Source organism: Oribacterium sp. HCP28S3_H8 (assembly GCF_052064775.1).
GTDB lineage: Bacteria > Bacillota > Clostridia > Lachnospirales > Lachnospiraceae > Oribacterium.
Window position 1 is genome coordinate 1 of sequence record NZ_JBQHUZ010000015.1, and the last position, 25,066, is coordinate 25,066.

A 25,066-nucleotide genomic window follows, 5' to 3' on the forward strand; every position below is an offset into this window, starting at 1 on the left:
GGGAAACCTGTTGCATGGTTTCCTGCCATTCGGAGTATTAGGTAGGCGCTTCAGGGCGTTACTCCCTCATTTCACCAATCGGAATATCAGTTCTCCAAAGTTTTCGGGTCAGTGCCCTTCGACTTTGTGCGCAAGCTTTTCACTTACGAACGTGTCGCACGGTTGTCATTGCCATACCCTTCCATCAGGTTTACGACACCCCAGATGCCAAGACCTGCGCCGAGTGCGATAACAAGAGTCTGCAGAACGCCAACTGCGCTGTTGAAAAATGCCATAATAAATCCTCCTTGTGATTACGATATTGAATGTTGTAATGCTGCAAATTTCCAGAACCGGTGCACTTTCAGCTCTGCTCTGGAAAAGAAAAGAGCTGGCCTTTCAGTCAGCTCGTTGAAAAGTTACGATTCTTCTGTTCGGATGCCTTCCCTTATCCCCGTCGGTAGGGGATCTTGCTCTGCATTTCATCTGCTCCCTCGCATTCCTATTGTGTATCTTCTGTGCTTCTGTCAGACCGCTTGCTACTTCTCAGGGACAGATCGCTTGGATCTTGTCTGTTTTTCTGCCTGAGGTGCCTTGGCGGCCTCTCCCTTCTTTTCCTTCAATGCGCCAAGGATCGAACTCCGATCTCTGTTCTTGTACGCCTCCAGCATCGCCTTCAGTTCCGGGTTCGGAATCTCCCGCACATCCCTGCCCCAGATCTTCTTTCCGTCTGGCCCGGTTCCCGTGATCACCGGCTTGCTGATCCTCGTTGTCCCGTCCTCCGGAAGCTTCATCCACACGCCCTTGCCAAACTGGTTCTCATGAATCATCTTTGGCGAAATCACAAAAGATGCCCACGGCGATTTATCCGCCGGATCCACATTTGGAATTTTCACTTCAACGAACGGATGCCCACTCTTTGATGTAAACGGCTCACCGACCAGTCCCTTTCCAAACTTGATCGAAATCTCCTTCTTTTCCTGTGCCACCGGAAAATCACCCGCCTTCATCTGCTCCTCTGCTTCCTTCACCCAATCCGGGATATCTCCCGGCATTAACGTCTGCTCTTCTGCCATCCGTAGTTCCTCCATTTAGGCAAAATAAAACGCCTGTCAGCCCTGACAAGCGCAAAACTTACCGTATTCTTTCTCAAGTCTTATACTCCTTCCGGTCAGATCCGAAACATTTGTCCTTATGCTGCCGAACTGCCAATTTGCCAATTTTTCTGCTCAGGGAGCGGTTTCCAATACCTGATACCGCTCATCTCCCCGCAGTGTCATCCGATGGTTCAGGTATTTCTCGACATCAAACCAGTATTTCTTGTCGTAATCTGCAGTGAGTCTGTAGTTCGGATGCTTCGTGAGATCATACTTATCGGACAGAAACGGCCGCACGCCGCGCACCTGTACGATGCATTTGCTGCCGTCCAGAACCGCCAGTTGATCCACACTCATCAGATCGTGCCCGAGCTTCTGGTAATTCATGTTGTAGGACTGAGAAGTCCCGCGGGACTCCCCGGTGTTGTACATGTCGATGGTTTCCTTGCCCAGGGACTCATTGAGATCCTTCAGCGTCGTCTTCTCCGAACCGCCGAGGAAAATCTGCGAGTCGCAGTTGCCGATGATGGTATCTGCATTGTCCTTGTAGATGGACTTCAGCTGCGACTTTGCCTGCAGCACGAGAACAGCGCTGATCTCACGGGATCGGATCGTTGCCATCAGCTTTTCCAGGTTCGGAATCTGACCGATGTTTGCCATCTCGTCGATGAGGCACCGGACATGCACTGGGAGTCTTCCGCCATAGACATCATCCGCCTTCTCACAGAGCAGGTTGAACATCTGTGTGTAGATCATGCTGATCAGAAAGTTGAATGTGGAGTCTGTATCTGACATGATGAGAAACAGAGCCACCTTCCTGTCTCCCAGTGTGTCCAGCTCCAGCTCGTCATATGCGGTGATCTCCCGCAGTTCTTTGATGTCAAACGGAGCAAGGCGGGCACCGCAGGAAACAAGAATTGATTTCGCGGTCTTGCCCGCCGCCAGTTTGTATTTTTTATACTGACGGACTGCAAAATGATCCGGCTCCTTCTGTTCCAGCTCATCAAAGAGAAGATCCACCGGATTCTTGAACGTTTCGTCATCCTCTCGAACCTCCATGGAGTTGAGCATTTCAAGAAGTGTTGTGAAATTCTGCTCTTCCATCGGTGCCTCATAGTGAATGTAGCCGATCAGTGCCGTGTAAAGCAGTTTTTCCGACTTCTCCCAGAACGGATCCCCACCGTTTCCCTCGCCCTTTGTATTGGCCATCAATGTCGTAACAAGCTTCAGAATGTCCTTTTCATCATGGATGTAGGCAAATGGATTGTAGTGCATAGACTTATGGAAGTTGATTGTGTTGAAGATCCGGATCTCATAGCCATTTTTCACCAGGGCGTGGGCGGATTCGTTGACGATACTCCCTTTCGGATCCGTCACCACAAAAGAGACAGGATATTTTTTTGAGCAGCACTGAAGAAGGTTCGGTTTCAGGACGAACCTTGTTTTACCTGATCCCGAGCCACCGACGACAAGAATATTCTTGTTTCTCGAGTACTTCGGGACCGGAGGGCGGCTGCTCATCGTGAGCCGCTCTGTCTGGGACAGAATCACGTTGTTTTCAAAATCCGGATCCTCGAACGGCTCGATGTCTGCGTGAGTTCCCCAGCGGGCACTGCCATATTCTTCGTTCTGCCGGAACTTCTTCGCATTCTTGCCTTTCATATACACAGCCAGCCGCAGTGCCGCTCCGCAGACAATACCAACGATCAGATCCGACGGATAGAGGCTGGGAAGCAGATTTTGAAATGCCATCTGCAGTGTTCCGCTCTTAAAAACATCCTGTAGTTTCTCCGATGCATTGATACCCTCTGCCAGTCTCCATGCCTCGCCAAGGTTTGTGCAGAGCAGGCCAACGATAATGTAAGGAAGGCAGAGAATCAGCGTTTTCTTCCACTTACTGCCATTCAATCAAAATCCTCCCTTCCTGTAATGCCGGATGTTCACCTGGCAGAGGTGCTTCAGAAAAATTCATCGCACTTCCTCCTTCCTCTTCTCGACCTCTTTTCTCGGAGCTGACAGGACCATCGATTTCAACTTCTTCAGAGCCGCAAGAAGGCTCGGCTTTTCTCTGCCGATCTCATTCTTCCGCTTCATGCACTTTGCCGAATACTCATTCATGACTTTTTCAATCGTGTCAGCATCTCTTGCCTTGAAGAAAACTGTGTATTTCGGCGGGTCCAGATATTTGCTCTTTACAACGGCAAAGTCCATGCCGTAGCGCCTTGCGATTGGCTTGAAATCGCCGATGCCAAGCTCCGCGATGTCGATATTTTTTGCTCCCTCGTCTTTTTTCAGGAGCTCCTTGACGGACATCTCTTTGCCCGGTCCATTCAGCATCTCCACCACTTTCCCCGGCGCTGTTTTCATAAGTTCAATCAGTTTCAGCAGGGCCTTCTCGTCCATCTGCACGACCCTCCGGATAAAATACTGACCTGACTGTTTCAACGGTCTAGCCGCAATTTCAACTGTTTCTCTTGCAACCTCTTCATTCATCAATGCGATCACCTCCTTCCCGGCAGCTTCCTTTGCTTCTCTTCAAAGTCTCCATATCCGATGACCCACTGATGCCACTTTCAGGAATCAGCGGCAGCCGCTTACACATAGCCGATCACGCCATTTAGCGTTGTGACGATGACCTTCGCCTTTCTTGCGATGGCGATGTCGTCTCTTACTTCCTCATTCCGCGCATCCCCGCAGATCACAAGAAAACGCGAGCGCCGAAGCATATCCTCCGTCATCTCGCGCTTTCTCTTGTGTGCATCCTCCACATCCGCCGGAAAAATCCCGTCAAAAGCCAGGATCGGACACAGGGGAAGATATCCTTCCTTAACCAGCGCGGTGCAGTATTTCACCGCATCATCCTTCGCAACCACCGGATTATCATTCCACGCCGCTGTGACATAAGCTCTAGGTATGGTTCTGCTCACTTTTTCGCCTCCTACTCGATCCGCAGTGCATCGAACACTTCATCCCCGTTCCGGAATTCCTCCATTTTTCCAGCCAGGATCATGAACAGCCGTCCAAGATCCCGGTCAGAAAGAGGGAACATGCGCTGCCCTTCCATTTTCATAACCAGAAAGCTGCCCACAAGAAAGATATTGCCGTCCATCCGGAATGTCTTTTCCACATTGTAGACGACAGCAAAATTCTCCTCGCCAACCAGCATTGTCGCCGAGCAACCCTGCATGGATTCCATAATGCTCCCGGCTTCCTTCATGGAAACCTTACGATACCGGCCATTCGTTCCAATAATAACGGCATGGCGGCTCAGTCTGTCCAGATCTTCTCTGGTAGAAACCATGCCATCTTTCAGTGGATCCAAATTGGTTTCAAAGTGTATGTCCTTCATCTTGTATTGCCTCCTTTTTATCCTCCGGGTAGGCGAAATCGTGCCTGACCGCCTGTCTGTAGTAGCTGTCAATGGTGCAGGGCGCATTATAGAGAGCGGCAATGATATACTGGCGGATATTTCGGATGTCTGTCGTTGTCTTTTGCAACTGCTCCATGACATATTCGATATGGTCAAAACGAAGCTTCATAAAACGACTCTTCACAACTCCTGCCGGGAAATTTTCTCCCTGCACTCGGATGGTCTTTTTCCCGCTGCAGACCACATCAAGGATCAGCTCCTCGATCCCGTCCAATGTCTCCCGGTCATAGGGATAGCGCTCTTTCAGATCCTCAATAGCCAGCTTTTCCCGAAAGTACTCCCGATACTGCTCTCTCGAATCGTCATCACATCCCATCCCGGATAAGATTCGATTCGTATCATTCATATCTGTATTATTCTTCTCAGTACTATTCCCCTTTGATATTCGAAGTCCCTGAACTTTGGTTTTGGAAGTTTCGGAACTATGATTTTCAAAGTCCTTGTTCTTTGAGTTCCGAAGCGGTGGAAGAAAGTTCTTCACATAGATCCGGGACGGGCGGCCCTGTCCCTGCCTGACGCGCTCAATGAGTCCGTATTTTTCCAGTTCTCCGAGAAGTTTTACCGCCTTTTGTACCGCACATCCGACATCCTCCATTATGCTGTTCAGCGTGTAATAGATATAAACTCTGCCTGCCGCGTCCACCCATCGGTTCTTTCTCGACAAAGAGACGCGATCCAGGCAGAGACCATAGAGAATCTTGGCGTCCCCGGAGAGTCCGTCAAATGCTTTCTCCGTCATTAGTGCCTTCGGGATCCGATAAAATGAGAACTGTTCCGACTGCTCCTCATAAAAGTAGTCGTACGGCAAAGCTTTACTGCTCCTTCCTGTTTTTTTGATGTTCCTCCAGAATCTTCTTCATACAGGGAAAGCAGAAGGGATGTCCATGTCCGTAACAGCAGGGATGACCGCAGTTGACCGGATAAAGTTCCGGCTGCGGATATTTCTTCGGCGGAGTTTTCTGCAGGGTTTCAATTGCAATCGCCTCATTCATATCGCCTCGCCTCCCCTCATACGGCTGGCTTTGACTGCCGTATCTCTTGCTGGCTGCTTTACTGCAGCTTCAGATTTTTTGTCCTGCAGCTTTGTCAGCACGGATTCTCTTCCATCTTCGACAGTATGCTCCGGATTTTCTCTCTTCCGCGCCTCGAAGCGCTCGGCAAGTTCAAACGCATGCGCTTTGGTGTCATACCGGTAAGCATGATCGGAAAGACGTTCCTCCGGCATCACTTCACTCTTGTTGACGCTAGAAATGATATCCTGCAGTTCCTGTGCCTTGATTCCGCCATCATCCCTCATCAGCAGGACTTCATGAATACTGGAGGGAAGAATAAAGAAATCGCCTCCAAGCTTTTCTGCTGCATCGTCCAGAAATCCGGGATACGCCAAGACGCCGGCGCCATAATTCATCCCCTGCACAGTGGCCACATACAATGTGTCCTCTGCTCCCGATTCCATTGGCATCCCCAGCACTTCGGAGATCGGTTTAATTACAGGCTGAAAAAGCTTAGGCGCACTCTCACCGGCATCCGCTCTTAACTGTTCCGGGGAGACACCATAATGTTCAAGCATCTTATCGGTCAACAGTACGGTATTTCTGCCCAGCTCGTTCTCTCCAAGGAAAATACGATAGACCACAGAGAGATCCTCCATCTCCATATGGGGAGCCTTCTCCAGTGTCTCCTTATTTCCGCCTGTCGAAACGATCTCCATGATGAGTCTGTCCTTAATCTGTTCGTAATCACCAAGGGTAGAGAGATCAATCTTCTGCGCCATGCCGATTCTGTCGGCAATTTGATCCGCTGCGCGGGAAACGATATCGTTAAAATCCCCTCCGTTCCTGACTTCTTCCTGCATGTCCGACAGGTTTACATTCACCTGAATACCGGAAGCTCTCTCGTGAATCGATACTTCCGTATGCTCTTCTTCCTGATGTCTCACATCGTGTACAGCCATGGAAATGTTGTTGATGCCCCGCTCATCCAGACGATCAATCAGTTCATCTGTCACACGGTCCGCAAACTGTTCCATATCCTCTGTCATTATTCCGCTGTCCTCCTTTCCATTGATTCCTTCCAGGAGCTCCTCCGGGGATTTTCCATAGAGGCTCACAAATCCTGGAATTTCCTTAGCAAGCACTTCACGCTTTCCCGCTTCAATCGCGCTCAGCGTAGTTCTTGACATGCCCATCCGCATGGCGGCGATATCCTGCTTCATACCCGCCGCCTGCCTCCATTCCTTCAGCCTTTCTCCAATGGAACGCATGAATCTGCCTCCTTTCCAGAAATCCGGGCATGAAAAAAGCGCCAGCCCGCAGATTACTCCGCAGGTTGACGCTCACGTCTATCGTTCCCTATTCTTTTGCAAAAGAAAAATAAATGGCCGCCGGCATTCGCCGTTTCCATTTATCTATCCTAATACTATCACCGGTTTAGAACCGCCTCAATAGACAGCAGATAGACATTTTCTCAACATCCTTGAACATTTCTCACGGCATGACATTTTTCACCAAAAGTGCATTCAGATTTGCCGCAATAAACCCTGAATTCCAGCAATCAGACTTCCGCCGAGGATGTACAGTACTCGTGGAATAACGGCGGCGAGGACGGCAAAAATCAGTCCCTCCAGGAACGCTGTGTTGGAAACATCGCCACAGATACGGCTGATGACCACGATCAATAAGAAAATGGTTCCAAAAATTTCTCCAATTCTACAGACGATCTTCCCTACAAATTCCAGGGAAAGATCGAGAAGGCCAAGCAGCGCCCGAACCGGAAGCAGGACGATTTTCAACATCAGTAGCAGCACAAAACCCAAAACGCAGAGCACCTTCATCTTCAACCTCCTATCCGTCGTCCGGTTTCCTGAATACATTGCATATACCGGAGCATCGGGAATGATCTCTCATGCGCGGTTCGATCTGTGCGCCGGGAACTATGCCGACGGCAACTGTTATCCGGACTTTGCTTCTACATAAATTATGAAGGAACTCTTTTATGAAATCCACAAGAACCGTGTCAGAATTCCTGACACGGCCCCTGCATTACGTCAACCGAACATCCGCCTGTTCAGGGTCTCTTCTGTCCCCGCTTCCATCGATCCAGAAGATCAAGGATGACTTCTTTCCGCTTGTCCGTTTCCACTGTCTTAGAGAAATATTTGTCCAGCTCCCGCCTCGAAAGCACAACTTTGCCATCGTCTTCCTTTGTTGAAACGGCATCATTTAACACCTGCGTCACGCTGAATTCCGTAAGATTCTCATAATTAAACTTTTTCAGTGCGTCAAGCTGAGTTTTCTTGATCATCCCATTCTTCTGAATATAGGAATACAGACTTCTCTGCAGTTCATTGCTGAAGCGAGATATTTCTACCGCTAATACAATAGAGAGTTTTTTCTGATCAACAAGATTCAGAAGATCCTCTGTAAGTTCCGTGAGGCGAATATAATTCTGGACCTGTCGGCCGCGAAGCCCCATTGATTCTCCGATTTCTTCTCTGGTTTTTCTGTCCTTCACCGATAGACCAACCAACTTATGGCACTCAGTGCCATAAGTTTCATCGCCATTCGTCTCAGCTCCAATTTCGGAACTATTCCGTTTCAGATCCGTCCGAGCTCCTTGTCTGTGCATCGCGTCCATCTTCATCTTCAGGGAAAATGCCCGCTCACTCGGAAGGATCTCCTCCCGCTGCATATTGGAGTCAACCATCGCGATGACGGCTTCATCATCCGTCATCTCCTTGATGATCGCCGGAACGGTGGTCAGGCCCGCCAGCTTTGCCGCGTGCATTCTCCGATGCCCGGAAATCATTTCAAATCCGTCCTGTTCATCCGGACGCACCAGAACCGGATTCAGGATTCCATTGTCCTTGATGCTCTGAACAAGGTCTTTCATCCGGTCATCATCGAGCACTTTGAAGGGATGATTCCGGAAGGGATGAATCTGACGAATGGAAATCTGCGTCGCTGCACTTTTATCCTGTGCGTTCATCGTTTTCTCCTTGTCCATCATCTGCCTCCTTCATCAAGCCGGAAGGTCTGAAAGTATGCATCAAATATTTCCAGATTTACAAAGCAGGCTTTGTCTGCCTTATAAACCGCTCCGGCAGCATGCGCCATCTGTTGAAACTTGGACAGCCCCATGCTGTATAGTGCCGCTCCTTCCTTGTACCTGACGTAAATCTTTTTTCTCGCTGCCAGCGTTTCCCTCACGGCTTCTTTCCCGGTTTTCTTCTCTTGCGTTTTGCCGTTTCCTAGTCTGCCCCTCCCGGTTTTTCTGCTGATCGGTTTTTCCTCTGATGCCGCATAAGCTGCCGGTTTCATTCCAGGCGCCAGCCTTCGTTCCATTTTAGCCATCGCTTTTTCCTTATCTGCTGCTTTCATCCTTTTCCTCCAATCCCGGTCCTCTTCCGGTTTTCCTGTACTGTTTTCTGAGATATGACTCAAAGAGATCACGCCGGACAAGAACCATCTTTCCGTCAATCTTGTAGATGGCTTCCGCTTCTTTTGCCAGTCGGGTAATCGTCTTCTCCGTCAGTCTGTAGTACGCGATTCCATCTGCATAGCGGAAGAAGCTGTGTCTTGCAAATTCCAAATCCTCATCATCCAGCTGATCCGAGAACATCCAGAGTTTCCCGCTCACTGCTTCTCCTCCTTCCGCCGCCTCTCTTCTTTGCTCAAACCGCGCTTACCGATTCCCCTGGTCTTCTCATGAAAATTCTCGAGATAGGCATCGAAAATATCGCGGTTGATCAGCACCGTCCCTTCCATCCTGTACAGCGCTCCCGCCCGATCCGCGAGCTCGATGAGCTTGCGGTGCGAGATGCTGTACACGACCTCCGCTTCCTGATAGCGAAGAAACTTTTTACGCAGCTTCTTCACCTCTTCCCGGACTTCTCTCGGTCTTGTGATGTCCTGATACTCCTGTTCCATACATTTCCTCCTTATGGATTTGTGGGCAGACGCCCGGATAACAGGCATCTGCGTCATCTGGCTGCTATTCAAACAGGGATGAAAGGCTTTTCAGCCTCTTTTCCTGCTGTTTGCACGCAAAAAGGCACCCCCTCTCAGATTGATTCTGAAAAGGAGTGCCTTTAATGTTTTTGAAACTGGGACGTACGCTTTACTTTATACTGTCATCTGTTACGATGTACCGTCATTTGACTTTTTGTTGCACAAATGTTGTAAATCCGGTGTCACTGCAAAAAATCGGCCTGGATTTGTTGTATAAATCCGCAGGTTTTCCGCCCGTGATTATCCCTGGATCAATACAGCTTCGCGCCGGCCGGGATGTGGTTGTCCACCATCAGAAGATGAAGCTCTTCCTCGCCGTTTTTCTCGTTCACCGCGGACAGGAGCATGCCGCAGGAGTCGATCCCCATCATCGCTCTCGGCGGGAGATTCGTGATGGCAATCAGGGTCTTTCCGACCAGCTCTTCCGGCTCGTAATAGGCGTGAATACCGCTTAAAATCACGCGATCCGTGCCCGTACCGTCATCCAGAACGAACTTTAAGAGCTTCTTGGACTTCGGAACAGCCGAGCATTCTTTTACCTTCACCGCCCGGAAATCGGACTTGCTGAAGGTGTCAAAATCCACGAAATCCTGGAACAGCGGCTCGATCTTCACACCGGCAAAATCGATCTTTTCGTTCGGCGTGAAGAACCCGGACTGATCAGAAACAGCCTCGGAACTCTTCTCTTCGCCGTCCTTTTCGTCCGCATGTGCTTCATTGTTTTCAGCCTTGAGGGACTTGAGTGTCGGGAGACGTGCCCTTGAGCTTCGTAACCCTTCATAGCCCTTCGTTACTGCCTGTCCAGAGGTCGTTCGCCGGGGGCAAATCCCACACGTGTTCGTATCTCTCCATAACTTTTGGTAAATCGTTGGTAATCCGTTGGTAAGCATCACTTTTTACCAAACGAATCAGAGAAATTCAGCAACTCACGGTCCCGCAAGTCCTTTGTTACGTCCGCGTAAATGTTCATCGTCGTTTGCGCGTCTGCGTGCCCCAGAACGTCCTGCATGACCTTCACGTTCACTCCCTGCTCCACCATTCTTGTTGCAAAGGTATGACGCAGGTAGTGACAGCTGAAATGTGGCAGCAGAACCGGTTCGGCGTCATTAGCCGCATTGTCCAGCACCTCGAAGTTGCAATCGCGGATAATCCGGCGGAGCGCCTTGTTCACCGTGCTTTGGTGATATACCTCGCCGAAACGGTTCAGAAAAACGAAGTCGGTATAGCCGTCAATGACGGACTTGCAGGTTATCCCAAACTCCTTCTGCAACTGCTTCTCTTCTAGGAGAGCTTCCCGAACCCTTGGAACCATCGGAATGATTCTTCCCCCTGCCTTTGTCTTCGGCGTGTTGATGGCAAAGGTGCAGACGGTGTTTTCTGTCCGATGCGAATAGTAAACAAGGGTGTGGTTGACCGAGATTTCGTTCTTCTCGAAGTCAACGTCTTCCCATCGCAGGCCGGTAATTTCGCCGACCCTCATGCCCGTCCAGAGCATGCCCTCTACAATCGGGTACCAGTGATGCATCGGTCCCGGCTTTTTCAGAAACCGTTCCAGAAGCTCCTGCTGCTCCTGCGTTAAGGCCCTGCGCTTCAAGCCATCCCCGGCATGTGCCTTCTTCAACTCCCGGAGGGCATTGTCTGACGGGTTATAGCGGAGGTAATCGTCCTCAACGCCCACCTGCAACACCTGATGGAGGACCGTATGAACGTTGTCGATGGTTGCCGACTTGAGTCCCCGATTGTCGGAAAGGCTGTTGTAGAAGTTCCGCACATCCGACCGTTTCAGGTCCTGGATCCTGCGCTCGCCGAACCCCGTCGAAACAAACTCGGTGTACATGTAGCAGTAATTGCAGAACGTATTATCTTTCAGCCCGCGTTTCAGCTTCTTCCACATGCCGAACAGGTCATTTATCGTCAGGTTTTTCGCATCCGCCCTGATGTGGTCAAGCGAGTCCTTCCGAACCGCGTTTTCCTTCTCGCGAAGCTCGTCCAATGACTTAGCGTAAACGGAATGGCTTGCACCCGTCCCGTCCTTCCAGCGGTACTCGTAGGTCTGGTTCTTCCTCTGGTATTCTCCCTCCTTCAAAACTCTGTGCTTGTTATCTTTCCGTCTTTCCATCTTGTGGTCTCCTTTCCACAAGACAGAAGCACGTACCTGCTTTCATTTTACCAAGCACGTGCTTCTACGTCCAGTTTTCTGAAATATCTCTGAAAGAATGGTCAAATGGAATAGCTCTTCGAAAGGTACTCGTCGAGCAGACGGCGCTTTATCAGGCGCTTGCTACCGTTCCAGAGCACGAACTTGCAGTTCTCGTCATCCGTGATTTGCCGCAGCTTCCCGGTCCCGATGCCGGAGTAGGCGGCGGCTTCCTCCAATGTCAGGTTGGACTTTTCCCAAATCGGTACCTCTGCCTTCATCGTGTCCTCCTTTCCTCACACCTTGAAACGCAGAATCGCGCGGAGGAGCTTTCCTTGAAGGTAGGATTTCATGTACATGTCAACCCCGCGCTCCACATGTCCGGCGGCGTCCATGAAGGAATGGGTGCAAAGCCGGTCAATGAACCCGTCAAAGTAGTCCAGCACTTCCGTTGTTTCCAGCAGGCAGCCTTTTGTGGCGGCGGCCACGGTCTCATACGTCAACATCGTCAACCTCCTCTCCCCTCAACAGCATGCGCAGCTGTCGAAGTGCCTTAAACCTGCGATACTGGACGGTGGAGCGGGGGCGGCCCAAAAAGGACGCGATGCGCTTGTCTGTCCATCCAGCGAAGTAGGAGAGAAGTACGATGGACCGGTCATCCTCCTGCAACACCGCCAGCGCGTCCGCAAGCTCTTCATCCACAACCCCGATGGAAAGCCCGCAGACCTCGAAAACAACCTCAGCCGGCGGAAACGCCTGCTCGTCCGGGACGCGGAGACGATTGAGTTCCGCTTCGCTCATCTCGGAAAACAGCTTCTCCCTCCGTTGGTTCTTTGCCATCTCGCGCATCAGGTCCGTCCGCGCGTTTTTCAGAGTCTTCTTGCAGAAGGCGCAGAACATCTGCACGACCGCCTTTTTCTCATTGTCAGATATCATTTGGTTCCTCCTTTCTTCACTTAGTTCACGGAATCAAGGAGCGTTTTTGCCAAAGTGTCTGAAAACAGAAGCGTCCCGGCGGGATTTCCGCAGGGACGCTTCTTGAAGCTAGGACGGATTTTGCGATTGCAGGAACCCGGCAGAGAGCCTTCCGGTGCTACTCGATGCCCAGCTTCTTCCTCATCGCCTTCCGCATTTCCAGACCGTTCTCGCGGCGGCGGTTCGTTCCTTTGAACTCGATGGGAAAGCACCGCTCCAAGATGCGGTCGAATACGCGGCACCAAGGGTCCTCGCTCCTCGCATGGGAGATTCGATTCAGCGTAAAGTTCGTGGTAATCACCATCGGCTTCCCGTTCTTATAACGGCCATCGACAACCGTGAACACGTGCTCCATCATGTACTCCGTGCAGCGCTGCGTGCCGAGGTCTTCAATGAGCAGCAGGTCCGTGCCCAGAATCCGGTCGAGATTTCTTCTCCGGTCCTCGAAGGACGATTCCATGGTGGACACGATGTAACCGATATCTGTCTGCAACGCGCTAAACCCGAGGTCGATGACAGCGTTGGCGATGCAGGAGGACATGAACGACTTGCCGGTCCCCACGTCTCCCCAGAGCAGAAGGCCGTTCGGGTCCTGCCTGTCGAAGGTCGCAGCAAATCTCTGGCAGGCAGATGACTGAAACGGGTTGCGCCCATCGTCCTTCTGGAAGGTGCAGACCTTGTAGAACCCGCTGTTCGGGAAACATTCGTTGCGAAGCCGCTCCGCCCTCTCGGCGAGGGCCTTACGCTTCTCCTGCTCCTCCCGCTCCCGCTCCCTCCTTTTCTCGCAGTCGCAGAGAACATGGACAATGTGTCCTTCCTTTTCATCAAAAATCGGGGGAAGGCGCATTTCCTTCGGCTTCCCGCAGACCCCGCAGATGAGGATGCCGTCCTCGTTCCGAAAATCCGCCCTGCCGGCTGCACCGGCAGCCGTTCCTTCCTTCTCAGTTCCCATACCTGCTGTCCTTTCTGCCGCATCGCCCGACAAGACGCTCAGAGCCGTTCTGTGGGGTTAACCGCCCACGCCATGTGTTTCCCCTCATGTGGGGGAGAAACAGGGCGTCAAATGCGTCCTGACAGGCTCCTGCGGGGTTCTTTTAATAAAGGTCCTCTTCAAGCATCTGCACCGCCTGCTCCCGGCTGCACCCGTACCTGCGCATAATCTCCTCGGGAGTCGGAACACGCGAAGCGGGGGTCCTGCCGCCAGACGGCAGGGATGCACGGGCCGGCTTCTCATGCAGATTCCACGTCTCCGCCAGCTTCTTCCAGTCATCCACCGGCCTGCCGTTCTTAGTGACCCAGCCGCGCTTTTCGTTGACCTCAAAGAACCTCCGCGCATCCACGGAGAGTCCGTGTGAGTGAAAGTACTCCTGAACCTCTTCCAGAGATGGAGCCGTCCTTACAGCTGTAGATGGAGATAGATGTTCTTTTTCTTCATCTTCATCTACATCTGTATGCGTGACGGGAGCGTGACTAACGCGTATGTCACGCGTGACACCCCTCTGAGCTGGGGAAATGCTGCCTGTCTCCATCTTTCCTCCACAATTTGCTGCACACGACTCCACTATTTCTTCATGCCCTGCCTTCATCGTTTCTTCACTGTCCGCCGGTCTCGGCTGGGTCTCCCCAAGGAGCAGCTCGCCTTCGTCGTTTCGGGGAAGCCCCTGCCCAATCATCAGCTCTCCGCCCATAAGCTGCTCGCGCTGCTTCTCTCGGAAGCGGCGCTGCCGCTCGCGGTCGGCGGCCTTCTTCCGGTCCATCGCTTCGATGTTCTGGTGCTTTTCCCAGTTCGGCATCGTGATGGTGTCGTTGATGATTTCAATCATGCCGTACTGCTCGAAGGTGGCAAGCGCAAGGCGGATGGTGTTCAGCGGCCGGCGGAATATCGCAGCCAGCATCTCGTCCGTGTAGGGAATCCGGTCGTTCATGAGAAAGATGCCGTCGGTGCAGTGCTTTCCAGCAAGGCAGAGGAGCTTGAACCAGATGACGAGTATCGAGTCGTGCTCTGGAAGGGTCTCAATGAGCAGAATCTTCTCGTCATCAAAGATATTGGTCGAAAGCTTTATCCATTTCATGCCAGCCATCTCGTTTGTCCTTTCTGCTAGATGCGGGGCAATCTATCGTGCTTGTATGCTACTTTACTAGGTTGCTACTATACTATCTTTCTACACGCAAACCGGGCATGGTTTCCAGTTCACAGTTCCTTCATCGCCCATAAGTGACACGTGAAAAGCGTCCTCCGTGCCAGCCAGGACGAAAACTTGCGTCTGTGAAGACGGTGCGTTATAGTAGGCAGCGTCCTTTCTGCTTGGAACTGTGTTCCGGGGCAGACAAGAAAAGGCCAGCCTTCCCGGCTGGCCTTTTCACGTTGCGTCTGTTTTCCCCTTACGAAACCTATTGCAAATCTGACGCCCCGTCTCCCATGCCCGCCTTCCTGTCGACAGGCGGTTTTCTGCGGAAGGCATCGCAGCGCTTCTTCGCATCCTCCGGCGTGGACTCCGAAAGGACAACCGGCGGCTGGCTTCCTCTAGCCAAGCCTGAAACAGCTCAAGGTCAAGCTCCTGCCATCCGCATCCGACCGCCTGCACCACAATTTCCCCGATAGTGTTCTGGAAGGCCGTCTTCCACTTTCTCTCCCTCTCCCGCTCCTTTCGGAGAAGGGCTTTCCTGCGGGCTTCGAGCCGAACGATTTCATCCTTCTTCTTTTCTATCTTCTCGTCGTAATCAGAAATTGTGGCCATAAGAATCCTTTCTCTCATCCGGGACCACCTGCTATTTTGCCATTGACGCTCGCAGTTTCCAACCCTTCCGACGGCCTTCGAGTTTTGTTTGGAACTCTACGGCCATCGAAAGCATTGAAAACTGCTTCAAGCGGCGGACAGTCCTTCTCCTCGGCAGGAACCTCTTGGCGGGCGTGTAGAGGATGTGGATGTTACTGCCTTTCTATTTTACAAGAATGGTAGTTTGCTATATTTGTAGTATGGAAGTATGGCAAGCGGCTGATAGGAGACATGAATGGCACGCTACGTCTACACTCGCGAGGTTTCTGGCATGGAAGGCAGGTCCGTGATGGATGGCTACCTTGAGTCCACTCTCGAAGAGGACCGGATGGACATGGCCGGAGACCAGATAATGGTCGGCTTCACCGGGAATGGCTATCTTGCGTTCTGGAAGCGTTGCAGAGAACAGGAACTCCATCTGGCGTGGAGCCGAGCCCGTTCGGTCATCACCGACACCTACACCGGCGAGGAAAAGGTCTGGTAGCGGAAGGACGCTGCGGGCGGCAAGGGAGACTGACTATGGAAAACGACCGGGCAACCAACGCGGTTAAGGCAAGGGGCGGGTGCCCGGTGCTTGCCGCCGGGCCAGATTCAGCCGCGTAACATTTCAAGAATTTGCCTTCGGGCGGAAAGGACGAACACAGATGTTCACGATTCTGTTTCTGAACCAGAAGGGCGGCGTCGGGAAAACCACCATCGCCGACGAGCTTGCTTTTGCGCTTGAGCGCCGGGGCAGGACCGTGGCGTTCGTCTCCACCGACCCGCAGGGAGGAAGCGTACACGAAGCTTGTCTGGAACCGGAGCAGGCAGAACAGTGCGACTTCCAAGTAGTAGATACCGCCGGAGTCCTCAAGGACGGAATTCGCGAATGGTGCCGCGATGCGGACCTCATCCTGATTCCGATGCTTCCGAGCACGCGGGACATGGAACCAACCATGCGGACCTACGAGCTGGCGAGGGAATCCGGAACACAGGCGGGCATCTTCCTTTTGATAAACAATTTCTATGTCTTCGGAAGCCTTGACCGCGAGCTGGTGGCGTATCTGGAAGAGGAAGGCATTCCGGTCCTCGCCAAGATTCCACGTGCCGCAGCCCTGTCCCGGGCGGCGGCAGCCGGAAAGTCCGTAGCAGAGTACAACAAACGCTGTCACGCCATCCCCGCACTGGAAGAGCTGGCGGACAAGGTAACGAAGGAAGCGGAGAAGCATCATGAGTAATGCATTTATGGCATCAGCCGAAAAATCCAAGCGAGAGCAGGAGAAAATCAGAAACCGTGGAGAGCGCGGCAGGTCAGACGGAAAGGAAGAAATGAAGGTTCTCAACATCCGCATCCCTGCCGACCTCCATTACAAGGCGAGCCTGCACCGCCTTGAGACCGGCGAGAGCATGACCCAGCTCATCACCCGTCTGTTGAAAAGGGAACTGGGCTAAAGGCTTCGCGCAGAGAGCAGACCCAAGAAAAGGCCGGAGCAAACAAAGCGCCCGGCCTTTTCTGGTTTCCGGCGCTACCGGAAACCCCGCATAAGGGAGGGAGGAAAACGGTGCGGCGGCACACCGTTTTCCTCCCTCCCTTATGCTCTCGCACTGATAGAATATCAGTGCTCACCAGCTGCGCTGCTCTTCGAGTTGCAAGATGTAGGAAGCGTGGCCACAAACTCCACTAAAGTGGAGTTTTGTCCTCCCTTCCATCTTGCTCGCGGAGTGCTTTAGGAGCCTTCCGTGAGTGAAAAGAAACCGCCGATTTTCCGTGGCGGAAAATTCCGGAGTCGGCATTCTGCCCCTCCGGTTTCGTTCATCTAGTAAACGGCGGCGGCACCGTTTGGAAAGTAAGGAGAAGCGATTGGAGAACAGAAAGATATGGCTGAAGGTTCGCGTGACGGAGAAGGAACGAAAAACCATCAAGCGCAAAGCGAGAAAAGCGGGGATGACGGCATCCGATTACGTGCGTCATTCACTCATCCACTCGCGGGACGGGACGATAAACGTCATCGACACCACGCCACTCAGGGATGCCGTTTTCGAGCTGACAAAGCAGGGCGTCAACCTGAACCAGTTTATGAAGTTCCTCAACACCTATGGGGTAAAGGCCTTCGATGCCGAGCGCGCAGAACAAGTATTGAGCCGGGAGTGCGACTTGCTTCTTGCCGTAGAAGACGCACTCTCCGCCTTGCTGCGGGAAGCCGAGAATGGCAACGTATTTATCATGAAAGAAGACGGCGCAATTCCGGCGGAGAAGGATTTCCAGTGAGAGAACCCGGCTCTTGCAGAAAGGGGGTTTGCCGTTGACCATCATCAAACAGACCAGCGTTTCCAGCGGCCGCCATCAGAAGAACCTGCGCAACTACATCAACAACGACAAGAAGGTTCTGCTGCGGGACAGCCAGAACATGGACCTCTGCCCGGACCTGAAACGCTGGGCGTGGTTCATGGACAAAACGCGGGAGAGCTTCGGTCACAACAAGGCATCACGGAAAGGCAAAGACGGAAAGACCGCCAAGAACACGATTCTCTATCACCAGATACTCGGCTTCAATCCCGACGAATGCGACCTCAACGGCGGAACCCTCCGCCCCGAGGACTGCATGCGGTACGCAAAGGAGTACATCTCCACCTACTATCCGCACCAGCAGGTGGTCATGGCCCTTCACAACGAGTTCTGCAAGGCGGACGGGACGCACCGCTACGCCGTCCACATGGTCATCAACCGCAGCGACCTGTCAACCGGAAACCGCCTGAACGAGGGACGCGGGGCGGATGCAAAGCGGGCGCGCGCAAAGCGGATTCGGTCAATGGATGGGGCGTGGAATCTACGGCAGGTGGAGGAGGGTGCAAAGAACTCTACCGTCCACGCAAAGCAGCCATCCAAAGTCGAGCGGGCAATCGCCGCACGCGGCGGTTCCTCCTACAAGACGAACCTGCGCGAACTGTGCCGTCTCGCCGCCACGAAGGCGGAAAGCATCTACGAGTACCGCGAGCAGCTGGAATCATGGGGCGTCGATACGCAGTTCCGGAACGGAAGGCTGTACGCAACCGACCGGGACAACGCCCGCTACTCCTTCTCGATAAAAAAACTCGATGCCCTGCTGGACGAGACGGGGCTTCAAGCAGCCTTCCGCAGCAACCTCGCGAAGGATATACGAGGGAGGGGAGCCAGCGCGGCAAACACGGCGCGGCAGAAGCAGGAAGCGCAGGCACATGTCCGGAACCTCACGAAGCAGTATCTCGGCGAGATACGGCAGGCGTATCAGGAGTACCGCAGGGAGGTCCATGCCATGAAGGGCCGGACCTTGGAGGAAATTCCGAAGCTCAGGCTCAGGCGTCCGCCGGAGGATATCGCAAACGACAGCGAGGTTCGCAGAGACCTGCTTGCCTACTGGCGTGGAGCGGACGAGCTGAGGGCTGAAATGGCAGCCGATACCCCTGTGCGGAAGTCTCAGACAGGGCGCTCCCGTGGCGGTAGCGGACAGGTGGAACAGGGAAGGCAGCGTGGAGGTGCCGCCCGTGACGCCGGGCACAGAAACGACGAGCGAGGATAAGGAGCCACATGGTGTCAAAGACCCACAGGACACAAATGCAACGCCTGCGTGAAGCCCACCCGGAGCTGCAACACCTTCCGGACGCCGTACACAGGATAGCCAGAAGGCAGGAAATGCCCCTCGCCAGCGTCATAGCCGCGAGCGGCATGAGTTCTTCCGGCTTTTATGCCGCAATGAGGAACTGCGAAGACTTCCGCCGTCTTCCGAATCTTGGAACGTTCTTCTCTCTCGCAGACGCACTGGGTGTTTCTCCGGAAAAACTTCTGTCGGAAATGCGCACGCTGGCCGCCGAGGACAGCGCGCAGAACAAAGCAATCGGTTAAGGAGGTCAAAATGGCCATGCAGAGCAGGGAAGCGGCAAACGAGCTTTATCAGGAAGGCTTCGCGGACGCTGCGAACGACGAGAACACCCTTGCGGAAGAGGAGCTGAGCGGCTCCGATATCGTTGGGGCACTCCTGAAGGTGCAGGAGTCTATTGACAGGCAGGCGGAAAAGAACGAACAGACTGCCGAACAGATGCGACAGATGCTCAGCCAGATGAGGGATGTGCTGGATGAGGTGCAGCGCATGCGGAACGATGCGGCAGACAGCACCCGTGTCGCACAGCTCGCCGCGTTAAGCGGCGTCAGCAAGGTGCAGAAGGATGCTGAGGAGCTGACTGTCAAGAGCATCGGTGAGGTAACCGAACGCAACAGGAAATACATCGACACCTTGGTTCTGGAATCCCGCCGCCGCATCGAGCGTCTCGGGATGATAACCCTGCCAGACAGGCTGTTCTACTACGGGAAGTGGACGGTCCTGATACTCGCGCTCTGCCTTCTGGGACACGCCATCTGGCAGATTGTCGCATAAGCTGAAAGCGGGCCAGCCCATCCGGACTGGCCCGCTACTATTCCTCTATCGCTCGTTTGGATGACGCAGGTCTGGTTCCTGCCCCCTGCGCTCTTCGAGCGCGTCTGATGCGGCCCGCGCTTCCGACACCTCACCGTAAAGAGAGATGCCCCGCTCTCCCTGCGGGTCCCTCGGGTTCTCCGGTCCCTTCCGATGGAGGTATTCGAGCACGTCATGCCGCTCGCCTATTTCCGTCAGCGTGGCAGCCTGCGCACACTCGGCGAACCATGGGAACACCTCATGCAACTCGTCTACTACAACATAAGCTTCCATGTACGACATGGGACCCTCGGACTCATAACCGGAATATTGCGAATGGGTAAACCCATGCAATTCCATGAACCCCTTGATATCCGACCATGCCCTCTTGTAAGCGGATTGTGCGTTGTCGGTGGAAGGGTAGTGCTGCTTCAGCAGCTCCACGTCAAGGTCAAAGTGAAACTCTTTTCTGCCGTATTCCATACCGTGGCCTTACTCGGCACACAGAAGGCGCGGGCGGACCCTGCCGATGACGGCAAGGTAGTCCTCTCCCTGTGCGTCCCCCTCGAACGTCACCCAGCTCCTCACGTTCTGCATGACCCATTTCTGCTTGGAGAGGTCGCAGACGGCGGGGCACTGCGCGCGGAAGCCGGAGCGCGCGTCGCGCGCCTGCCACGTTCCGCGCCCGATGCGGACGTTGCCGTACGGCTCCACGAAGGCCCCAACGCGGTCGTAGAGCTCTTCCGCCGTGGTCCCGTGCGCGGCGGCCTTTCTCTCGTCGAACTCGATTGTAAAATGCCAAAGAGATGTCTGCACTGTAGCCATCGCTATACTCCTTTCTTACTATCATTCTTTCTTTCTGTTTTTCTATTATACTATACGCTGCGGAATTTCTCCACGCTTTCTTTTAGCGCGCTTCTACGCGCCATTCTCTCCCGCCCGCAGTATTAACCCCCCGGGATGCGTCAAGCATGGCGGTCGATTCCGTCTTGAGGGAGAGTCCCGGTTCCTCCTCCCGGGAGCGGGGCTGTCGCGGTCCTTTTTCAGCTGTTCCTCATACCGGGTGAAGATGTAGGTGTCGGCCTTATCGGCCTTTCCTGCCGCCTTGAACAGGTAGGCGGGGTCATTCTCCAACGCCTTCATCCATGATTGCAGGTAGGAAACGTGGTTCCGGTAGAAGTCTCCCTCCAACTCCGCATTCTGGATGCCGAGGTCCGAGGAGAGAAACAGGCTTCCGAGTTCCGCTACCAGCTCTTCCTCCGCATACTCCGGGCTTCCGAACCGGACCGAGCACTCCCGGTTCAGGGCCGAGGGGTGCCCCGTGGAATGGGTCATCTCGTGGAGCAGGGTCCGTGTGAAGGACTCGTCAGACCGGAACGTGCCGCGCGGCGCAATCAGGATGCAGTCTTTCCCCGGGGAGTACGCGGCCATGCCGGTATACAGGCTGGACTCGTTGACCGGGCAACGGGAGGAGCGAATCAGGTTCTCGGCAATTCCCGCCGTATAATCCGATTGGTGCTGCGGCCCCTCCGGTGCCGGGGGAATGCCGTCGATATCCCCGGCGTTGAACACGTTCCAGTAGCCGACACAACGAAGGTAATGGCCGACTACCTCATCTTCTCCCGTGTCCTCGTTCTTCCCGGTCAGGGGAAGGTCCTTCCACTTTTCGATAATCGCGGCCTTGGACCCCCTTTTCAGGTGCCACCCTTTGTCGCGAATCTGATTGAACGTGCACCAGCGGTTGTCCTCAATGCCGCGCATGTAACCCACAAAGGCGAGGTGGAGCCGGTTTGAGCCGCGATAGACGGTGCCCGAAACCGGATTCCGTGGGCTGAGGGTCGGAAGATAGGGCGCGGACCATTGAAGGCCGTTCTCTCCCATGTCACGGATGATTTTGCGGACTACCTCCTCTCTGCGGCTGTTGACGATATCCACCGGCGACGGTCTTTCCTGGTTCCTCATAACAATCCTTCCTCCTCATTTCATCGGAAATGCCCGGTAGAAAAACAGCCCCACAGAAACCGTTCTGCGGGGCCAAAAAGAGTTCATGCGTGTCAGAACCCATCGAGTGACGAAATGGCCCGCAGAACGGCTCTCAGCCGCCCGGAAGGGATTCCCGGTTTCAATGGGTTCATGGCGCACTCAAAACAGGCATACTACCTTCATGGCCGCCACGAAGACGAAGTAGACGGCGCAGAAACCTGCGATACCGTAGAACGTGTAGCGCAGGGCGATTCTGCGCACGGCGGGCAGGGACCTGCGGTTGACGATGCAGGCTATCAGCACCCCTATCAGATTCAGAAAGAATCCGAGCACGAAATACCCGGCCTTGATTGCGGGCGTCATCTTGGGAATGCGTATCTCTGCCATGGTTTTCCTCCTTCTACTGCACGGCTAGGAAAAATCATACCCTCCTGCCGCACCGGACTCCTCCTCCTCATCCTCAAAGCCGTCATCCTGCGCGAGTTCGGCGGAGCGGATGCGCTCGATGGCAGGGAGGGTGTAGCCCATAAGCCGGGCAATCTCGTCCTCCTGCATGTCCGGGTGGGCCTTTTGCAGGTAATCAAAGACAGCTATCGCCCTGCGGTTCACGGACTGCGTGATAGCGTCCGAGTAGCAGAGCTGTTCCATGGCGAAGAAACGCTCGCCATTGATGAGGTCTTCTCCCTCGCGCCACAGAAGCTTTTCGCCGTCCTTCTTCAGCCAGACCACATTATCCAGCTCGTCCGGGCCTACCAGAAGGAGGGCGCAGCCGACCTTGCGGAACGCTGACCCCATCCAGCACGGTCTGGGCTGCTTTGCCACCGACCTCGTACCAGTGCTGCGCGAGCACGACGCCCTCCTCTTCCAGCGCACCGAGATAGAGGTTCCAATCCGTGAGCACGTTGATGCCGTTCGCACGGTACGGTTCCGAACAGGTCTGCACGGAGGGGTCAAACTCCTCATAGCGATGGGACTTGTAAAGCACCTCGATTTTCATCGTCCTGCTCCTTCCCGGACCGTCACTTCTTCTTGCCGGCAAAGGCTACCGCAAGTGTGCCGTCCTTCTTCAGGCTGAGCCTGCAATCGAATGTCTTCCCCGCCTTGGACCGGCAGCCTTTCAGGGAGACCGACTTGCCGTCCAGCAGCCCTCCGGCCTGCTTCGGGGTAAGCGTCTTGCCGCAGAAGGGCAGTATCTTGAATCCGCATCCGGAGACCTGCTTCCAAGTCCCGTCCTCCTGCTTTTCGCTTTGGTTTGACGAGCAGGAATATGCCCTGCCGCACTGCACGACCTCCTTCCCGCAGACGGGGCAGCGCCCAACAGAAGTCCGGCTTGCGCCGACGCTCTCTCCCGCATAGGCCGATGCCATGTGGCTGCGGAAGACCTGAATGACGCTGCGCTGCACGGCGTTCACGTCATCGCTCCCCTCCGCGATGCTCTGCTGGATGAGCCACCACCGGGCCGTCACGTCCGCGCCCCGGATTTCCGGCGGCAGCAGGCGGTAGAAGGCCTTCGCCTTATCCGTGGCGTGGACCTTTCCCTTCTGCTCTGCCAGATACCCGCGCTTCTTGAGGTTTTCGATGATGGCCGCCCGTGTTGCCGTGGTCCCGATTCCCCCGTGCTCCCCCTTCTTGCCGTCATCCTTTTTCTTGAGGATGGCTTTAACCTCCGGGTCCGTGACGTACTTGGAGATGGCGGCCATGTCCATGATGAGCGTGCCTTCGGTGTAGGGCTTCGGCGGCGTGGTTTCCTTTGCTCTGACCGTGCAACGGACCCCGCAGAGCTGATGGCTGCCTTCCGGCACCCACAAGGCGTCCGGGTCCGCATCCACGCCCTCCTCCTGCGCGTCCCCTCCGAACGTCTCCCGAAATCCGTAAGAGACAACCCGCTTCGCCGTTGCGGAGAACGTGCCTTCCTCCACCGGGAAGGTGCTCGTACTCAGGTCATAGACCATGGGCGGGAGGAACTGCATCGCGTAGCGCTCCACAATCGCACGGTATACCTTGGACTCGTCCCCGGTCATCCGACTGACCGGCGCATCCGCTTCCTGCGGGATGATGGCGTGGTGCGCCGTCACATTCCCGTCATTGAAGGCCTTGGAGCGGATGCCAAAATCGAGCGCCCAGTCCGTCCCCAGATTCTGCATCGCCTGCGAAAGGACCGCCGGAGCGTCCTGAAAGTGCTCTTCCTTCAGGTACTGTGAATCCGAGCGGTTATAGGTGATGGCCTTGTACTTGTCGCGCAGGTCCTGCGTAATCTGCTGGGTCTTTGCAGCTGCAAACCCATAGCGCTTGGACATGTCCGCGAGCAGGACGGTGAGGTTATAGGGTAGCGGCGGGCATGCCTGCTTCCGCGTGACCGTGGTCTCGAAGGTCAGTTCCCTTCCATCCAGTCTTTCCTTCAACCGGTCCAGCGCTTCCCTTGCGAAGAGATGCTTTTCGTCCCCCAAAAGCTCCCTGCCCGGCTTGAAGCAGAACGTCACGTCTCCCCCGGCATCCCCGCAGTCTCCCTCGGCGGAAAGGACGAAATACTTCCTCTTCGTATGGTGTTCGATGGCATCGTCACGGGCAACGACAAGTCCCATTGTCGGAGTCTGCACGCGCCCCACGGTACAGAGAGTGTGCAGCCGGAGCGTCGCAAGACGGGTCTCGTTTACGCCAAAGCACATATCCGCCATCTGACGGGCGTAGGCAGCCCTTCCAACGCCACGGCAGCCATCGTTCGGCACAAGCTGGCCGAACGCCCGGACGATGTTTTTCTCAATGTTGTCGTTTACGTAGACACGTTCGACCCTGCCCGCGTAGCCCAGATAGTCCAGCAGCTCATCGACAATCAGCTGTCCCTCATCATCCGGGTCACCGGCGGCAATGACGCTGTCCGCCTTTTCCAGAAGTCCGGCGATTCGGTCCACCAGCTCCCTCTTGTCCGGTGCAGGTTCCTTCGGCCAGTCCGGGACCTCAATCGGGAGCGCATCCAGAGACCACGGCTTCCCCCATGCAGGGTTTAACTCCTCCGGCTCCACGAGCTGCAAGAGATGCCCGGCACAGGCGATGACGGTATAGCCATTCCCGGAAATCGGGAGGGGCGCGTTCTCTGAAACGCTTCTCCCGCAGATGGCGCGGGCAATGTCACGGGCAAGCATCGGCTTCTCCGCAATGACGAGCTTATGTTGTGTTGTAGGAAATGAAAAGTTTTGCTTTGTTTTGTTTGGCATTATTGAAATCCTCCTCCTTTTTCTTTACATAATCCCCCAGCGAATGAGCAGGAGGATTATG

The 25,066-nt window shown here is 54.3% G+C and carries 34 protein-coding genes and 2 pseudogenes; 7 read left to right on the plus strand and 29 right to left on the minus strand.

All coding sequences use genetic code 11. The features are described from left to right. Positions 1–146 precede the first annotated feature (146 nt). From ACTNEN_RS12515 to ACTNEN_RS12620, 22 genes and pseudogenes are all read right to left on the minus strand, one after another. Positions 147–275 (minus strand): annotated as a pseudogene (locus ACTNEN_RS12515) (Maff2 family mobile element protein); the annotation flags it as partial. A gap of 243 nt (positions 276–518) precedes the next feature. After that, positions 519–1,055 (minus strand): hypothetical protein, encoded by a 537-nt coding sequence (locus ACTNEN_RS12520; RefSeq protein ID WP_441206852.1) that lies wholly within the window; start codon positions 1,053–1,055, stop codon positions 519–521. Between the two features lie 153 nt (positions 1,056–1,208). After that, on the minus strand, positions 1,209–2,984 hold the full coding sequence (locus tag ACTNEN_RS12525) for a VirD4-like conjugal transfer protein, CD1115 family (protein WP_441206853.1): 1,776 nt from the start codon (positions 2,982–2,984) through the stop codon (positions 1,209–1,211). 60 nt (positions 2,985–3,044) lie between these two features. After that, positions 3,045–3,569 (minus strand): PcfB family protein, encoded by a 525-nt coding sequence (locus ACTNEN_RS12530; protein ID WP_441206874.1) that lies wholly within the window; start codon positions 3,567–3,569, stop codon positions 3,045–3,047. A 101-nt stretch (positions 3,570–3,670) separates the two neighbouring features. Further along, positions 3,671–4,003 (minus strand): hypothetical protein, encoded by a 333-nt coding sequence (locus tag ACTNEN_RS12535; RefSeq protein ID WP_441206854.1) that lies wholly within the window; start codon positions 4,001–4,003, stop codon positions 3,671–3,673. An 11-nt stretch (positions 4,004–4,014) separates the two neighbouring features. Further along, positions 4,015–4,425 carry a hypothetical protein gene (locus ACTNEN_RS12540; protein WP_270441618.1) on the minus strand — a complete coding sequence of 137 codons (411 nt, stop codon included), beginning with the start codon at positions 4,423–4,425 and terminating at the stop codon, positions 4,015–4,017. Next, positions 4,406–5,314 (minus strand): DUF6017 domain-containing protein, encoded by a 909-nt coding sequence (locus tag ACTNEN_RS12545; RefSeq protein WP_441206855.1) that lies wholly within the window; start codon positions 5,312–5,314, stop codon positions 4,406–4,408. Before ACTNEN_RS12545 ends, ACTNEN_RS12540 begins: the two co-directional genes overlap by 20 nt. 4 nt (positions 5,315–5,318) lie before the next feature. Continuing rightward, positions 5,319–5,498 carry a hypothetical protein gene (locus ACTNEN_RS12550; protein ID WP_441206856.1) on the minus strand — a complete coding sequence of 60 codons (180 nt, stop codon included), beginning with the start codon at positions 5,496–5,498 and terminating at the stop codon, positions 5,319–5,321. After that, positions 5,495–6,769, minus strand: coding sequence for a DUF5688 family protein (locus tag ACTNEN_RS12555; RefSeq protein ID WP_441206857.1), 1,275 nt, complete (start codon positions 6,767–6,769; stop codon positions 5,495–5,497). The genes ACTNEN_RS12550 and ACTNEN_RS12555 overlap by 4 nt, the downstream gene beginning before the upstream one ends. Positions 6,770–7,024: 255 nt before the next feature. After that, positions 7,025–7,339, minus strand: coding sequence for a hypothetical protein (locus tag ACTNEN_RS12560; protein WP_441206858.1), 315 nt, complete (start codon positions 7,337–7,339; stop codon positions 7,025–7,027). A gap of 233 nt (positions 7,340–7,572) precedes the next feature. Further along, positions 7,573–8,514 carry a ParB/RepB/Spo0J family partition protein gene (locus ACTNEN_RS12565; RefSeq protein WP_441206859.1) on the minus strand — a complete coding sequence of 314 codons (942 nt, stop codon included), beginning with the start codon at positions 8,512–8,514 and terminating at the stop codon, positions 7,573–7,575. Beyond that, entirely contained in the window at positions 8,511–8,714 is a 204-nt protein-coding gene (locus tag ACTNEN_RS12570; RefSeq protein WP_369125323.1) for a DUF6462 family protein, read from the minus strand. Before ACTNEN_RS12570 ends, ACTNEN_RS12565 begins: the two co-directional genes overlap by 4 nt. 154 nt (positions 8,715–8,868) lie before the next feature. Continuing rightward, positions 8,869–9,144, minus strand: a complete 276-nt coding sequence (locus ACTNEN_RS12575; protein ID WP_106612503.1) for a DUF6462 family protein — start codon at positions 9,142–9,144, stop codon at positions 8,869–8,871. Further along, positions 9,141–9,434, minus strand: a complete 294-nt coding sequence (locus tag ACTNEN_RS12580; RefSeq protein WP_270441751.1) for a DUF6462 family protein — start codon at positions 9,432–9,434, stop codon at positions 9,141–9,143. The genes ACTNEN_RS12575 and ACTNEN_RS12580 overlap by 4 nt, the downstream gene beginning before the upstream one ends. 332 nt (positions 9,435–9,766) lie before the next feature. Further along, positions 9,767–10,264 (minus strand): annotated as a pseudogene (locus ACTNEN_RS12585) (lysine--tRNA ligase); the annotation flags it as partial. 140 nt (positions 10,265–10,404) lie between these two features. Further along, positions 10,405–11,634 carry a tyrosine-type recombinase/integrase gene (locus ACTNEN_RS12590; protein WP_441206860.1) on the minus strand — a complete coding sequence of 410 codons (1,230 nt, stop codon included), beginning with the start codon at positions 11,632–11,634 and terminating at the stop codon, positions 10,405–10,407. A 101-nt stretch (positions 11,635–11,735) separates the two neighbouring features. Next, positions 11,736–11,933, minus strand: a complete 198-nt coding sequence (locus ACTNEN_RS12595; protein ID WP_441206861.1) for an excisionase — start codon at positions 11,931–11,933, stop codon at positions 11,736–11,738. 15 nt (positions 11,934–11,948) lie between these two features. Beyond that, on the minus strand, positions 11,949–12,158 hold the full coding sequence (locus ACTNEN_RS12600; protein WP_154572382.1) for a helix-turn-helix domain-containing protein: 210 nt from the start codon (positions 12,156–12,158) through the stop codon (positions 11,949–11,951). Further along, a complete protein-coding gene (locus ACTNEN_RS12605) occupies positions 12,145–12,588 on the minus strand; it encodes an RNA polymerase sigma factor (protein WP_154572381.1) in 444 nt (147 codons plus the stop codon). Before ACTNEN_RS12605 ends, ACTNEN_RS12600 begins: the two co-directional genes overlap by 14 nt. 157 nt (positions 12,589–12,745) lie before the next feature. After that, positions 12,746–13,579 carry an ATP-binding protein gene (locus ACTNEN_RS12610; protein WP_154572380.1) on the minus strand — a complete coding sequence of 278 codons (834 nt, stop codon included), beginning with the start codon at positions 13,577–13,579 and terminating at the stop codon, positions 12,746–12,748. Between the two features lie 142 nt (positions 13,580–13,721). Then, complete coding sequence (locus ACTNEN_RS12615) at positions 13,722–14,699, minus strand: phage replisome organizer N-terminal domain-containing protein (protein ID WP_441206862.1); 978 nt, start codon at positions 14,697–14,699, stop codon at positions 13,722–13,724. 288 nt (positions 14,700–14,987) lie between these two features. Beyond that, the gene (locus tag ACTNEN_RS12620; protein WP_441206863.1) at positions 14,988–15,383 is read right to left on the minus strand and encodes a hypothetical protein; all 396 of its coding nucleotides are present in this window, start codon (positions 15,381–15,383) and stop codon (positions 14,988–14,990) included. A 256-nt stretch (positions 15,384–15,639) separates the two neighbouring features. Here ACTNEN_RS12620 and ACTNEN_RS12625 point away from each other — a divergent pair, with 256 nt between their 5' ends. The 7 genes from ACTNEN_RS12625 to ACTNEN_RS12655 all read left to right on the plus strand — a co-directional run bounded on the left by ACTNEN_RS12625 (position 15,640) and on the right by ACTNEN_RS12655 (position 19,792). Further along, entirely contained in the window at positions 15,640–15,888 is a 249-nt protein-coding gene (locus ACTNEN_RS12625) for a hypothetical protein (RefSeq protein WP_441206864.1), read from the plus strand. Positions 15,889–16,048: 160 nt separating this feature from the next. After that, complete coding sequence (locus ACTNEN_RS12630; protein WP_154572376.1) at positions 16,049–16,621, plus strand: ParA family protein; 573 nt, start codon at positions 16,049–16,051, stop codon at positions 16,619–16,621. Continuing rightward, positions 16,614–16,835, plus strand: a complete 222-nt coding sequence (locus ACTNEN_RS12635; protein ID WP_154572375.1) for a hypothetical protein — start codon at positions 16,614–16,616, stop codon at positions 16,833–16,835. Before ACTNEN_RS12630 ends, ACTNEN_RS12635 begins: the two co-directional genes overlap by 8 nt. 409 nt (positions 16,836–17,244) lie before the next feature. Further along, the gene (locus tag ACTNEN_RS12640; protein ID WP_441206865.1) at positions 17,245–17,652 is read left to right on the plus strand and encodes a plasmid mobilization protein; all 408 of its coding nucleotides are present in this window, start codon (positions 17,245–17,247) and stop codon (positions 17,650–17,652) included. A gap of 34 nt (positions 17,653–17,686) precedes the next feature. Then, positions 17,687–18,940, plus strand: a complete 1,254-nt coding sequence (locus ACTNEN_RS12645) for a relaxase/mobilization nuclease domain-containing protein (RefSeq protein WP_441206866.1) — start codon at positions 17,687–17,689, stop codon at positions 18,938–18,940. 8 nt (positions 18,941–18,948) lie between these two features. Next, positions 18,949–19,263 carry a hypothetical protein gene (locus tag ACTNEN_RS12650; protein WP_441206867.1) on the plus strand — a complete coding sequence of 105 codons (315 nt, stop codon included), beginning with the start codon at positions 18,949–18,951 and terminating at the stop codon, positions 19,261–19,263. 10 nt (positions 19,264–19,273) lie between these two features. Beyond that, on the plus strand, positions 19,274–19,792 hold the full coding sequence (locus tag ACTNEN_RS12655) for a hypothetical protein (protein WP_154572372.1): 519 nt from the start codon (positions 19,274–19,276) through the stop codon (positions 19,790–19,792). A gap of 45 nt (positions 19,793–19,837) precedes the next feature. On the opposite strand, the gene ACTNEN_RS12660 is transcribed toward ACTNEN_RS12655, so the two are convergent. The 7 genes from ACTNEN_RS12660 to ACTNEN_RS12690 all read right to left on the minus strand — a co-directional run bounded on the left by ACTNEN_RS12660 (position 19,838) and on the right by ACTNEN_RS12690 (position 25,005). Beyond that, on the minus strand, positions 19,838–20,293 hold the full coding sequence (locus ACTNEN_RS12660; RefSeq protein ID WP_441206868.1) for a hypothetical protein: 456 nt from the start codon (positions 20,291–20,293) through the stop codon (positions 19,838–19,840). A gap of 9 nt (positions 20,294–20,302) precedes the next feature. Next, positions 20,303–20,635, minus strand: coding sequence for a hypothetical protein (locus tag ACTNEN_RS12665; protein WP_441206869.1), 333 nt, complete (start codon positions 20,633–20,635; stop codon positions 20,303–20,305). 93 nt (positions 20,636–20,728) lie between these two features. After that, positions 20,729–21,772 (minus strand): ArdC family protein, encoded by a 1,044-nt coding sequence (locus tag ACTNEN_RS12670; protein ID WP_441206870.1) that lies wholly within the window; start codon positions 21,770–21,772, stop codon positions 20,729–20,731. A gap of 180 nt (positions 21,773–21,952) precedes the next feature. Next, positions 21,953–22,180 (minus strand): hypothetical protein, encoded by a 228-nt coding sequence (locus ACTNEN_RS12675; protein WP_154572368.1) that lies wholly within the window; start codon positions 22,178–22,180, stop codon positions 21,953–21,955. Positions 22,181–22,204: 24 nt separating this feature from the next. Beyond that, positions 22,205–22,522 (minus strand): hypothetical protein, encoded by a 318-nt coding sequence (locus ACTNEN_RS12680; RefSeq protein WP_441206871.1) that lies wholly within the window; start codon positions 22,520–22,522, stop codon positions 22,205–22,207. 1 nt (position 22,523) lies between these two features. Next, positions 22,524–22,790 carry a hypothetical protein gene (locus ACTNEN_RS12685; protein WP_441206872.1) on the minus strand — a complete coding sequence of 89 codons (267 nt, stop codon included), beginning with the start codon at positions 22,788–22,790 and terminating at the stop codon, positions 22,524–22,526. 22 nt (positions 22,791–22,812) lie between these two features. Continuing rightward, entirely contained in the window at positions 22,813–25,005 is a 2,193-nt protein-coding gene (locus ACTNEN_RS12690; protein ID WP_441206873.1) for a DNA topoisomerase, read from the minus strand. Between the last annotated feature and the right edge of the window lie 61 nt (positions 25,006–25,066).